Origin of the sequence: Staphylococcus sp. T93, assembly GCF_016743875.1 — a bacterium.
Classification (GTDB): Bacteria; Bacillota; Bacilli; order Staphylococcales; family Staphylococcaceae; genus Staphylococcus; species Staphylococcus aureus.
Genome location: NZ_CP068247.1, coordinates 2472724 through 2485822 on the forward strand (window position 1 = coordinate 2472724; position 13099 = coordinate 2485822).

9 protein-coding genes and 1 pseudogene are annotated in these 13099 nt (G+C 31.8%); 9 read left to right on the plus strand and 1 reads right to left on the minus strand.

What is annotated here, in order from left to right; all coding sequences use genetic code 11:
* Positions 1-230 precede the first annotated feature (230 nt).
* Positions 231-884, plus strand: coding sequence for a DUF5079 family protein (locus tag JG553_RS12065; RefSeq protein WP_000421225.1), 654 nt, complete (start codon positions 231-233; stop codon positions 882-884).
* 33 nt (positions 885-917) lie between these two features.
* Positions 918-1505 carry a DUF5080 family protein gene (locus tag JG553_RS12070; protein WP_000583198.1) on the plus strand — a complete coding sequence of 196 codons (588 nt, stop codon included), beginning with the start codon at positions 918-920 and terminating at the stop codon, positions 1503-1505.
* A gap of 142 nt (positions 1506-1647) precedes the next feature.
* Here the strand turns inward: JG553_RS12070 and JG553_RS12075 are convergent, their stop codons facing one another.
* Positions 1648-2541, minus strand: coding sequence for a CHAP domain-containing protein (locus JG553_RS12075; RefSeq protein WP_000751207.1), 894 nt, complete (start codon positions 2539-2541; stop codon positions 1648-1650).
* A 247-nt stretch (positions 2542-2788) separates the two neighbouring features.
* Between JG553_RS12075 and esxA the strand changes: the two genes are divergently transcribed.
* The 7 genes and pseudogenes from esxA (at position 2789) to esaC (ending at position 13097) form a co-directional block, all read left to right on the plus strand.
* On the plus strand, positions 2789-3082 hold the full coding sequence (gene esxA / locus JG553_RS12080; RefSeq protein WP_001240826.1) for a WXG100 family type VII secretion effector EsxA: 294 nt from the start codon (positions 2789-2791) through the stop codon (positions 3080-3082).
* Between the two features lie 83 nt (positions 3083-3165).
* Positions 3166-6195 carry a type VII secretion protein EsaA gene (esaA, locus tag JG553_RS12085; protein WP_000728949.1) on the plus strand — a complete coding sequence of 1010 codons (3030 nt, stop codon included), beginning with the start codon at positions 3166-3168 and terminating at the stop codon, positions 6193-6195.
* Positions 6195-6653 carry a type VII secretion protein EssA gene (essA, locus tag JG553_RS12090; protein ID WP_000928935.1) on the plus strand — a complete coding sequence of 153 codons (459 nt, stop codon included), beginning with the start codon at positions 6195-6197 and terminating at the stop codon, positions 6651-6653. The genes esaA and essA overlap by 1 nt, the downstream gene beginning before the upstream one ends.
* A complete protein-coding gene (gene esaB / locus JG553_RS12095; RefSeq protein WP_001071606.1) occupies positions 6625-6867 on the plus strand; it encodes a type VII secretion protein EsaB in 243 nt (80 codons plus the stop codon). The genes essA and esaB overlap by 29 nt, the downstream gene beginning before the upstream one ends.
* Positions 6868-6879: 12 nt before the next feature.
* Positions 6880-8214, plus strand: a complete 1335-nt coding sequence (gene essB, locus JG553_RS12100; RefSeq protein ID WP_000240338.1) for a type VII secretion protein EssB — start codon at positions 6880-6882, stop codon at positions 8212-8214.
* Between the two features lie 21 nt (positions 8215-8235).
* Positions 8236-12675, plus strand: a pseudogene (essC, locus tag JG553_RS12105) (type VII secretion protein EssC).
* A gap of 29 nt (positions 12676-12704) precedes the next feature.
* Complete coding sequence (gene esaC / locus JG553_RS12110) at positions 12705-13097, plus strand: type VII secretion substrate EsaC (protein WP_001010289.1); 393 nt, start codon at positions 12705-12707, stop codon at positions 13095-13097.
* Positions 13098-13099: the final 2 nt, after the last annotated feature.

Here is a 13099-nt window from a genome sequence, read left to right on the forward strand (position 1 = left end):
ACAATACATTTTATTAAATGGTTTATTTTAAATTTTGTTTAAATTAATAGAATTTTAGTTATAATAATGTTTAATAAGTTATTGGAAATCTAATAAACTACAAAAAATAGTTTGATTACATAATGATTCTTGAAAAATGTTGGTTAACTTAATAATATGCATTTTTTTGGCGAAGAAGATTTATTTAACTTATAAAAATATTGAAGTAAGATTGGGGAGATTATGAATTTATGGAATTGAAAGTCGATGATTTTGTAAAGAATATAAAAAGACCATACTTGACTGTATTGGGAGTATTTGTAGTTGCAGTTTCATTATTTTTTGACGCGATTATGTTTTTCTACGCTAAACTATATGATAAATTGCCTATGTATTTACTGGTGTTTATGGCCTTTACAGCTGTAATTTTGATTATGATGTACATACAAGAGAAAAATGAAAATTACAAAGTTGAAAAAAGATATGTGGTTAGATATCTCACACTTAACGTTATTGTGGGATATACTTTGCCATTGCTTTTTGTATCTATTTACGTTTTTGGTGTAGTCGGTTTTGGATTTGATGTTTTCAATTATTGTCTAGGTATTATCTTGATGTTATTTATTTCTTGGTTAGGTTTATTTTTATTTTATAAAAACGAATTTGATAGTGAAAATCCTAATCCTGCAGTTAATGCCATAGCAATTATTATAAAATTATTTGCTTTTGGAGGAATATTTTATATAAGTCTAATAGTTCCTGTAACACAGCAAGAAGAGATTTTTATAGGGTTAAGTATATTCATCAATATAATTGTTGATGCTCTTCTTGTTAGGTCATATTTTAATTACGCGTTATATAAGAGTATTAAGAAAGATATCGAAAATGAAGGTAAGACAATGTAAAGGAAAGACATAAAAAATAATAGGAGTCTAACCATGATAATTTTTATTTTAATAACAATATTTGCTATTTATTATATAGCTATGATTGCTAGTTTGTTTAAAAGTGAAGGTTTTTCAATAATAGGTTTAATATTAGATGTTGTTATAATGGGGACATTGATTTTTTACTATTTTATAGGCGCTCGCTTTGTTGATCATGATTTAAGCAACTTTTTAATGTTTATGGATACTGGATCATATATTTTTATGTACTTTGCAATTAAGTGTTTATGGGTGAAACCTAAGGTAGTAAATTATTTGATTGCAAAAGAATTGGGTGAATCTAAAGAGGTCATTGAAGAGCAGGAATTAGATTTACAGACATCAAAGATAAGAGGTATCTACTTTTTCATTATTTCAGTAGTGATGTTAATTATCACTAAATTAAGAATGCAACCTGAGTTACAGGCAGATGCTATATCGATGAATCCTGTATTTATTTTTGTTGGTGTTATAATCATTTTAATTTGGCTAGTACTGGATATATATCGCAAGAAAAAATACGGTATATTCTTATTCAAGACGATAGTGCCACTAGTTGTTACGACTTGGATTATTATAGCTACAATTATACTTTCGTAAACGATTTTGATTAATGGGGAATGTAGAGAACATTTCTTTGTAATTTTATAATCGAATAACATACAAAATAAAGCGACCAATTTTGCAGTGTTACGAATTGTAAACTGCGAACTGGTCGCTTTTTATTGATGTCATGATTAATTTAATGGATGTAATTATATGATGAAACTTCTGAAGCAGAGATGGTTCTTGATGAAACGATATATTCACCAATCCAGTTCATTTCTGAAATTAGAATACTTCCATCAATATTAACTTTTTCAACGTAGGCTACATGACCAAATGGACCATTTACTGTTTGTAAAATTGATCCTCGTGTTGGGTGTCTATCTACTTTGAAGCCATTGCTTGAAGCTTGGCCTGCCCAGTTTTTAGCATCTCCCCAAAATGTACTAATCGTGTGTCCATCTTTGGCACGTTTATCAAAGACATACCATGTACATTGTCCAGCAGTATATAAGTTGTTCTTACTTGTGATAAGAGGCTGATCAATGATTTTACCGTTACCTAATGCTAAAGGTTTACCGTCAGCGGTCTTTGCTTTGTCATTAAATTCGGCGATTTGTAATTCGTCATACAATTCGTCTAAATCGATGCCTGTAATAAGCCCTTTGTTATCTTTTGAAAAAGCGTTATTTAATTCATCGTCATTGTCTTCGACATTCGGTATTGCTGGTGTCAAAGGATTGCTTGGTGACGTTTGAGGCGGTGTGTGTGAATCAATTGCGTCATTAATGTGCGTATACTGACCACTTAATGAAGAATGGTACTGATTGTTGTTAAGATCACGTTGATTTGCGTGTTGATGATTGTCGTTTGTACGTGACTGGTTTTGATGATTGTTGTTTGGCGTGTTGTTTTTGTCATATGTATAAGTATACGCGCCGGTGTCTTTATTCACTTTGAACTGTGCGTTTGGGTGTGCTTTCTTTGCTTCTTCTAATGTTTTGCTATCATTCGTATATGCTTGAGCCGAGTTAGGCGACATACTAAATAAAGTAAGAGTTGTCATCGTCAGTAAAATTGTTTTCTTCATAATAACCATTTAATCCTTTATGTATTTAATTTAATTTTAGTATACACATTTATATTACAAAAATGAATGGTTAATTAAAAATATATGGTTATATTCAATATATTTATTTTAAAAAAGCTAAAAATACTTAAAAAACTATATACATATACTAATAATTTATATATTATTTGAGTAAGGAGCACTTTTTCAAAAAATAGTGTCCCTAAAAAGTTTTGATAAACTTAAAATATTCAGGAGGTTTCTAGTTATGGCAATGATTAAGATGAGTCCAGAGGAAATCAGAGCAAAATCGCAATCTTACGGGCAAGGTTCAGACCAAATCCGTCAAATTTTATCTGATTTAACACGTGCACAAGGTGAAATTGCAGCGAACTGGGAAGGTCAAGCTTTCAGCCGTTTCGAAGAGCAATTCCAACAACTTAGTCCTAAAGTAGAAAAATTTGCACAATTATTAGAAGAAATTAAACAACAATTGAATAGCACTGCTGATGCCGTTCAAGAACAAGACCAACAACTTTCTAATAATTTCGGTTTGCAATAAGCATTCTGAAATTGGCAAAGTCACATTTTCTAATGTGGCTTTGCTTATCATTTTTTTAAGAAAACAACTGAAAGGAAATAAGCATGAAAAAGAAAAATTGGATTTATGCATTAATTGTCACTTTAATTATTATAATTGCCATAGTTAGTATGATATTTTTTGTTCAAACAAAATATGGAGATCAATCAGAAAAAGGATCCCAAAGTGTAAGTAATAAAAATAATAAAATACATATCGCAATTGTTAACGAGGATCAACCAACGACATATAACGGTAAAAAAGTTGAGCTGGGTCAAGCATTTATTAAAAGGTTAGCAAATGAGAAAAACTATAAATTTGAAACAGTAACAAGAAACGTTGCTGAGTCTGGTTTGAAAAATGGTGGATACCAAGTCATGATTGTTATCCCAGAAAACTTTTCAAAATTGGCAATGCAATTAGACGCTAAAACACCATCGAAAATATCGCTACAGTATAAAACAGCTGTAGGACAAAAAGAAGAAGTAGCTAAAAACACAGAAAAAGTTGTAAGTAATGTACTTAACGACTTTAACAAAAACTTAGTCGAAATTTATTTAACAAGCATCATTGATAATTTACATAATGCACAAAAAAATGTTGGCGCTATTATGACGCGTGAACATGGTGTGAATAGTAAATTCTCGAATTACTTATTAAATCCAATTAACGACTTCCCGGAATTATTTACAGATACGCTTGTAAATTCAATTTCTGCAAACAAAGACATTACAAAATGGTTCCAAACATACAATAAATCATTATTGAGTGCGAATTCAGATACGTTCAGAGTGAACACAGATTATAATGTTTCGACTTTAATTGAAAAACAAAATTCATTATTTGACGAGCACAATACAGCGATGGATAAAATGTTACAAGATTATAAATCGCAAAAAGATAGCGTGGAACTTGATAACTATATCAATGCATTAAAACAGATGGACAGCCAAATTGATCAACAATCAAGTATGCAAGATACAGGTAAAGAAGAATATAAACAAACTGTTAAAGAAAACTTAGATAAATTAAGAGAAATCATTCAATCACAAGAGTCACCATTTTCAAAAGGTATGATTGAAGACTATCGTAAGCAATTAACAGAATCACTGCAAGATGAGCTTGCAAATAACAAAGACTTACAAGATGCGCTAAATAGCATTAAAATGAACAATGCTCAATTCGCTGAAAACTTAGAGAAACAACTTCATGATGATATTGTCAAAGAACCTGATACAGATACAACATTTATCTATAACATGTCTAAACAAGACTTTATAGCTGCAGGTTTAAATGAGGATGAAGCTAATAAATACGAAGCAATTGTCAAAGAAGCAAAACGTTATAAAAATGAATATAATTTGAAAAAACCGTTAGCAGAACACATTAATTTAACAGATTACGATAACCAAGTTGCGCAAGACACAAGTAGTTTGATTAATGATGGTGTCAAAGTGCAACGTACTGAAACGATTAAAAGTAATGATATTAATCAATTAACTGTTGCAACAGATCCTCATTTTAATTTTGAAGGCGACATTAAAATTAATGGTAAAAAATATGACATTAAGGATCAAAGTGTTCAACTCGATACATCTAACAAGGAATATAAAGTTGAAGTCAATGGCGTTGCTAAATTGAAAAAGGATGCTGAGAAAGATTTCTTAAAAGATAAAACAATGCATTTACAATTGTTATTTGGACAAGCAAATCGTCAAGATGAACCAAATGATAAGAAAGCAACGAGTGTTGTGGATGTAACATTGAATCATAACCTTGATGGTCGCTTATCGAAAGATGCATTAAGCCAGCAATTGAGTGCATTATCTAGGTTTGATGCGCATTATAAAATGTACACAGATACAAAAGGCAGAGAAGATAAACCATTCGACAACAAACGTTTAATTGATATGATGGTTGACCAAGTTATCAATGACATGGAAAGTTTCAAAGACGATAAAGTAGCTGTGTTACATCAAATTGATTCAATGGAAGAAAACTCAGACAAACTGATTGATGACATTTTAAATAACAAAAAGAATACAACAAAAAATAAAGAAGATATTTCCAAGCTGATTGATCAGTTAGAAAACGTTAAAAAGACTTTTGCTGAAGAGCCACAAGAACCAAAAATTGATAAAGGCAAAAATGATGAATTTAATACGATGTCTTCAAATTTAGATAAAGAAATTAGTAGAATTTCTGAAAAGAGTACGCAATTGCTATCAGATACACAAGAATCAAAATCAATTGCAGATTCTGTTAGTGGCCAATTAAATCAAGTCGACAATAATGTGAATAAGCTACATGCGACAGGTCGAGCATTAGGCGTAAGAGCTAACGATTTGAATCGTCAAATGGCTAAAAACGATAAAGATAATGAGTTGTTCGCTAAAGAATTTAAAAAAGTATTACAAAATTCTAAAGATGGCGACAGACAAAACCAAGCATTAAAAGCATTTATGAGTAATCCGGTTCAAAAGAAAAACTTAGAAAATGTTTTAGCTAATAATGGTAATACAGACGTGATTTCACCGACATTATTCGTATTATTGATGTATTTACTATCAATGATTACAGCATATATTTTCTATAGTTATGAACGTGCCAAAGGACAAATGAATTTCATTAAAGATGATTATAGTAGTAAAAACCATCTTTGGAATAATGTCATTACGTCAGGTGTTATTGGTACAACTGGTTTGGTAGAAGGGTTAATTGTCGGTTTAATTGCAATGAATAAGTTCCATGTATTAGCTGGCTATAGAGCGAAATTCATCTTAATGGTGATTTTAACTATGATGGTCTTCGTACTTATTAATACGTATTTACTAAGACAGGTAAAATCTATCGGTATGTTCTTAATGATTGCTGCATTGGGTCTATACTTTGTAGCTATGAATAATTTGAAAGCAGCTGGACAAGGTGTGACTAATAAAATTTCACCATTGTCTTATATCGATAACATGTTCTTCAATTATTTAAATGCAGAGCATCCTATAGGCTTGGTGCTAGTAATATTAACAGTACTTGTGATTATTGGCTTTGTACTGAACATGTTTATAAAACACTTTAAGAAAGAGAGATTAATCTAATGTTGATGAATAGCGTGATTGCTTTAACTTTTTTAACAGCATCTAGCAATAATGGCGGACTTAATATTGATGTGCAACAAGAAGAGGAAAAGCGAATCAATAATGATTTAAATCAATATGATACAACGCTATTTAATAAAGACAGCAAAGCGGTTAATGATGCGATTGCTAAGCAGAAAAAAGAACGACAACAACAAATAAAAAATGATATGTTTCAAAATCAAGCGAGTCACTCGACTCGCTTGAATGAAACTAAAAAAGTGTTATTTTCCAAATCTAACTTAGAAAAGACTTCGGAGAGTGATAAAAGCCCCTATATTCAAAACAAGCAGGAGAAAAAAATATTCCCGTACATTTTGATGTCTGTAGGGGCTTTTTTGACTTTAGGATTTGTCATTTTTTCAATTCATAAAGGGAGACGAACGAAAAATGAATCAGCACGTAAAAGTAACATTTGATTTTACTAATTATAATTACGGCACATATGACTTAGCAGTACCAGCATATTTACCGATAAAAAACTTAATAGCTTTAGTATTGGATAGTTTGGACATTTCAATATTTGATGTCAATACACAAATTAAAGTGATGACGAAAGGTCAATTACTTGTTGAAAATGATCGACTCATTGATTATCAAATCGCTGATGGAGATATTTTGAAGTTACTATAGGAGGAAAAATAGATGGTTAAAAATCATAACCCTAAAAATGAAATGCAAGATATGTTAACGCCTTTAGATGCTGAAGAAGCAGCTAAAACAAAATTACGCTTAGATATGAGAGAGATTCCTAAGTCTTCAATTAAACCAGAACATTTTCATTTAATGTACTTATTAGAACAACATTCTCCATATTTTATAGATGCTGAATTAACTGAACTACGTGACAGTTTCCAAATACATTATGACATTAATGACAATCATACACCTTTTGATAATATTAAATCATTTACTAAAAATGAAAAATTACGTTACTTACTCAATATCAAAAATTTAGAAGAAGTAAATCGTACACGCTACACATTTGTGTTGGCACCAGATGAATTATTTTTCACAAGAGATGGATTACCCATTGCTAAAACAAGAGGGTTACAAAATGTTGTTGATCCATTACCTGTGTCAGAAGCTGAATTTTTAACAAGATATAAAGCGCTGGTTATCTGTGCATTCAATGAGAAACAATCATTTGATGCTTTAGTTGAAGGAAACTTAGAACTACATAAAGGAACGCCATTTGAAACTAAAGTTATTGAAGCGGCAACGTTAGATTTACTAACGGCATTTTTAGATGAACAGTATCAGAAACAAGAACAAGATTATAGTCAAAATTATGCATATGTACGCAAAGTAGGACATACCGTTTTCAAATGGGTTGCTATCGGTATGACAACGTTAAGTGTTTTATTAATTGCATTCTTAGCCTTTTTATATTTTTCAGTAATGAAGCATAATGAGCGCATTGAAAAAGGATACCAAGCATTTGTAAAGGATGATTATACGCAAGTACTAAATACGTATGATGATTTAGATGGTAAAAAATTAGATAAAGAGGCACTTTACATTTATGCCAAAAGTTATATCCAAACAAATAAACAAGGTTTAGAAAAAGATAAGAAAGAAAATTTACTTAATAATGTGACACCAAATTCAAACAAAGACTACTTATTATATTGGATGGAATTAGGACAAGGACATCTTGATGAAGCGATTAATATTGCCACTTATTTAGATGATAACGATATTACAAAGTTAGCGTTGATTAATAAATTAAATGAGATTAAAAATAACGGAGATTTATCGAATGATAAACGTTCTGAAGAAACGAAAAAGTATAACGATAAATTGCAAGATATTTTAGACAAAGAAAAACAAGTTAAAGATGAAAAAGCGAAATCTGAAGAAGAGAAAGCAAAAGCGAAAGATGAGAAATTAAAGCAACAAGAAGAGAACGAAAAGAAACAAAAAGAACAAGCACAAAAAGATAAAGAAAAACGCCAAGAAGCTGAAAGAAAAAAATAGTATAGGACTGAGGCAAAGACAATGCATAAATTGATTATAAAATATAACAAACAATTGAAGATGCTCAATTTGCGAGATGGTAAGACATATACTATTAGCGAAGACGAGCGTGCAGATATTACGTTGAAATCGTTAGGCGAAGTCATTCATTTAGAACAAAATAATCAAGGTACTTGACAAGCGAATCATACTTCTATTAATAAGGTGCTTGTTAGAAAAGGTGACCTTGATGACATTACATTACAGCTTTATACAGAAGCTGATTATGCATCATTTGCGTATCCTTCAATTCAAGATACGATGACAATTGGACCAAATGCGTATGATGATATGGTTATTCAAAGCTTGATGAATGCCATCATTATTAAAGATTTTCAATCAATACAAGAATCACAATACGTACGCATTGTGCACGATAAAAATACAGATGTGTATATTAACTATGAACTACAAGAGCAACTAACGAACAAAGCTTACATTGGTGATCATATTTATGTTGAAGGGATATGGCTCGAAGTACAAGCTGATGGTTTAAATGTATTGAGTCAGAATACAGTGGCATCGTCATTAATTCGCTTAACACAAGAGATGCCACATGCACAGGCAGATGATTACAATACGTACCATCGTTCGCCAAGGATTATTCACCGTGAACCGACGGATGATATTAAGATTGAAAGACCGCCACAGCCAATACAGAAGAACAATACAGTGATATGGCGTTCCATTATACCGCCATTAGTAATGATTGCTTTAACTGTTGTCATCTTTTTAGTGAGACCAATTGGTATTTATATTTTAATGATGATTGGTATGAGTACAGTAACGATAGTATTTGGTATTACAACGTATTTCTCTGAAAAGAAAAAGTATAACAAAGATGTTGAAAAACGAGAGAAAGATTACAAAGCTTATTTGGATAATAAATCTAAAGAAATTAATAAAGCGATTAAAGCACAACGTTTTAGTTTGAATTACCATTATCCAACGGTTGCTGAAATTAAAGATATCGTTGAAACGAAAGCACCAAGAATATATGAAAAAACATCGCATCATCACGATTTCTTACATTATAAGTTAGGTATTGCGAATGTAGAAAAGTCATTCAAATTAGATTACCAAGAAGAAGAATTTAACCAACGTCGTGATGAACTATTCGACGATGCTAAAGAATTGTATGAATTTTACACAGATGTAGAACAAGCACCATTAATCAATGATTTAAATCATGGGCCAATTGCATATATTGGTGCACGACATCTCATTTTAGAAGAATTGGAGAAAATGCTAATTCAATTGTCAACATTCCATAGTTATCATGATTTAGAGTTTCTATTTGTGACACGTGAAGATGAAGTTGAAACATTGAAATGGGCACGTTGGTTGCCACATATGACATTGAGAGGGCAAAACATTAGAGGATTTGTTTACAATCAACGAACGCGTGACCAAATTTTAACGTCAATTTATAGCATGATTAAAGAACGTATCCAAGCTGTGCGTGAACGCAGCAGAAGTAATGAGCAAATTATTTTCACACCGCAATTAGTGTTTGTCATTACAGATATGTCATTAATTATTGATCATGTCATTTTAGAATATGTAAACCAAGATTTATCAGAATATGGTATTTCATTAATCTTTGTTGAAGATGTGATTGAAAGTTTGCCAGAGCATGTAGATACCATTATTGATATCAAGTCTCGTACTGAAGGCGAACTGATTACGAAAGAAAAAGAATTAGTTCAATTGAAATTTACACCTGAAAATATTGATAACGTCGATAAAGAATATATCGCGCGACGTTTGGCGAATTTGATACACGTCGAACATTTGAAAAATGCAATTCCTGATAGTATTACATTTTTAGAGATGTATAACGTGAAAGAAGTAGATCAGCTTGATGTGGTTAATCGATGGAGACAAAACGAAACATACAAAACGATGGCAGTACCTTTAGGTGTAAGAGGTAAAGATGATATTTTATCATTGAACTTACATGAAAAAGCACACGGGCCACATGGTTTAGTTGCTGGTACCACTGGTTCAGGGAAATCTGAGATTATCCAATCATACATTTTATCTTTAGCTATTAATTTTCACCCTCATGAAGTTGCATTCCTATTGATTGACTATAAAGGTGGGGGTATGGCGAACTTATTTAAAGATTTAGTCCATTTAGTTGGTACGATTACAAACTTAGATGGCGATGAAGCGATGCGTGCCTTAACATCAATCAAAGCCGAATTGAGAAAACGTCAACGTTTATTCGGAGAGCATGATGTTAACCATATTAATCAATACCATAAGTTATTTAAAGAAGGTATTGCGACAGAACCAATGCCACATTTATTCATTATTTCCGATGAGTTTGCCGAATTAAAATCAGAACAACCTGATTTTATGAAAGAACTTGTATCAACGGCACGTATTGGACGTTCGTTAGGTATTCATTTAATACTTGCGACACAAAAACCATCGGGTGTTGTTGATGACCAAATTTGGTCTAACTCTAAATTTAAGTTGGCATTAAAAGTACAAGATAGACAAGACAGTAATGAAATTTTAAAAACACCAGATGCAGCAGACATTACATTACCAGGTCGTGCGTATTTACAAGTTGGTAATAATGAAATTTATGAATTATTCCAATCTGCATGGAGTGGTGCAACATATGACATCGAAGGCGATAAATTAGAAGTTGAAGATAAGACGATTTACATGATTAATGACTATGGTCAACTTCAAGCAATCAACAAAGACTTGAGTGGACTTGAAGATGAAGAAACGAAAGAAAATCAAACTGAGTTAGAAGCGGTCATAGATCATATCGAATCTATTACAACACGATTAGAAATCGAAGAAGTTAAGCGTCCATGGCTACCACCATTGCCAGAAAATGTATATCAAGAAGATTTAGTAGAAACAGATTTCAGAAAATTATGGTCAGATGATGCAAAAGAAGTGGAATTAACATTAGGACTTAAAGACGTACCAGAAGAACAATATCAAGGACCGATGGTATTGCAATTGAAAAAAGCTGGGCACATCGCGTTAATCGGAAGTCCAGGATATGGTAGAACAACGTTCTTACACAACATTATTTTCGATGTTGCAAGACACCATCGTCCTGATCAAGCACACATGTACTTGTTCGATTTCGGTACCAATGGTTTGATGCCAGTTACAGACATACCACATGTCGCTGATTACTTTACAGTAGATCAAGAAGACAAGATTGCTAAGGCGATACGTATATTTAATGATGAAATTGATCGTCGTAAGAAGATTTTAAGTCAGTATCGTGTCACTAGTATTTCTGAATATCGAAAATTAACTGGTGAAACAATTCCGCATGTCTTTATTCTTATTGATAACTTTGACGCAGTAAAAGATTCACCTTTCCAAGAAGTTTTTGAAAATATGATGATTAAAATGACGCGTGAAGGGCTAGCATTAGACATGCAAGTAACCTTAACTGCTTCAAGAGCTAACGCTATGAAAACACCAATGTACATTAATATGAAAACGCGTATCGCAATGTTTTTATATGATAAATCAGAGGTGTCGAACGTAGTAGGACAGCAAAAATTTGCGGTTAAAGATGTTGTGGGTCGAGCATTGTTAAGTAGTGATGACAACGTATCATTCCATATTGGCCAACCATTTAAACATGATGAGACCAAATCATATAATGATCAAATTAATGATGAAGTATCGGCGATGACAGAATTTTATAAAGGTGAAACACCAAATGATATTCCTATGATGCCAGATGAAATTAAATATGAAGATTACAGAGAATCATTAAACTTACCAGATATAGTTGCAAATGGTGCTTTACCAATTGGATTAGATTATGAAGGTGTTACACTACAAAAAATTAAATTAACTGAACCAGCAATGATTTCATCAGAAAATCCGAGAGAAATTGCGCATATTGCTGAAATTATGATGAAAGAAATTGACATATTAAATGAAAAATATGCGATTTGTATCGCAGACTCAAGTGGAGAGTTTAAAGCTTATAGGCATCAAGTGGCTAACTTTGCCGAAGAAAGAGAAGACATTAAAGCGATTCATCAACTAATGATTGAAGACTTAAAGCAAAGAGAAATGGACGGCCCATTTGAAAAAGATTCACTTTATATTATCAATGATTTTAAAACATTTATTGATTGCACGTATATTCCGGAAGATGATGTTAAAAAGCTTATTACAAAAGGACCAGAACTTGGCTTGAACATTTTATTTGTCGGCATTCATAAAGAATTAATAGATGCTTATGATAAACAGATTGATGTTGCACGTAAAATGATTAACCAATTTAGTATAGGTATTCGTATTTCAGACCAACAATTCTTTAAATTTAGATTTATTCAACGAGAACCTGTTATTAAAGAAAATGAAGCATATATGGTCGCAAACCAAGCTTATCAAAAGATTAGATGGTTTAAATAGCAATGAATTAAATAGGAGGGAGGTATGTTATGAATTTTAATGATATTGAAACAATGGTTAAGTCGAAATTTAAAGATATTAAAAAGCATGCTGAAGAGATTGCGCATGAAATTGAAGTTCGTTCTGGATATTTAAGAAAAGCTGAACAATATAAGCGATTAGAATTTAATTTGAGTTTTGCACTAGATGATATTGAAAGCACAGCAAAGGACGTACAAACTGCAAAATCTAGTGCTAATAAGGACAGTGTAACTGTTAAGGGAAAGGCGCCCAATACGTTATATATTGAAAAAAGAAATTTGATGAAACAAAAGCTTGAAATGTTGGGTGAAGATATCGATAAAAATAAAGAATCCCTCCAAAAAGCTAAGGAAATTGCTGGCGAAAAGGCAAGTGAATATTTTAATAAAGCAATGAATTAATA

Excerpts from the sequence above, each read along its gene's own strand:
- JG553_RS12065 (WP_000421225.1), top strand. The coding sequence starts at position 231 with ATGGAATTGAAAGTCGATGATTTTGTAAAGAATATAAAAAGACCATAC.
- JG553_RS12070 (WP_000583198.1), top strand. The coding sequence starts at position 918 with ATGATAATTTTTATTTTAATAACAATATTTGCTATTTATTATATAGCT.
- JG553_RS12075 (WP_000751207.1), bottom strand. The coding sequence starts at position 2,541 with ATGAAGAAAACAATTTTACTGACGATGACAACTCTTACTTTATTTAGT.
- esxA (WP_001240826.1), top strand. The coding sequence starts at position 2,789 with ATGGCAATGATTAAGATGAGTCCAGAGGAAATCAGAGCAAAATCGCAA.
- esaA (WP_000728949.1), top strand. The coding sequence starts at position 3,166 with ATGAAAAAGAAAAATTGGATTTATGCATTAATTGTCACTTTAATTATT.
- essA (WP_000928935.1), top strand. The coding sequence starts at position 6,195 with ATGTTGATGAATAGCGTGATTGCTTTAACTTTTTTAACAGCATCTAGC.
- esaB (WP_001071606.1), top strand. The coding sequence starts at position 6,625 with ATGAATCAGCACGTAAAAGTAACATTTGATTTTACTAATTATAATTAC.
- essB (WP_000240338.1), top strand. The coding sequence starts at position 6,880 with ATGGTTAAAAATCATAACCCTAAAAATGAAATGCAAGATATGTTAACG.
- esaC (WP_001010289.1), top strand. The coding sequence starts at position 12,705 with ATGAATTTTAATGATATTGAAACAATGGTTAAGTCGAAATTTAAAGAT.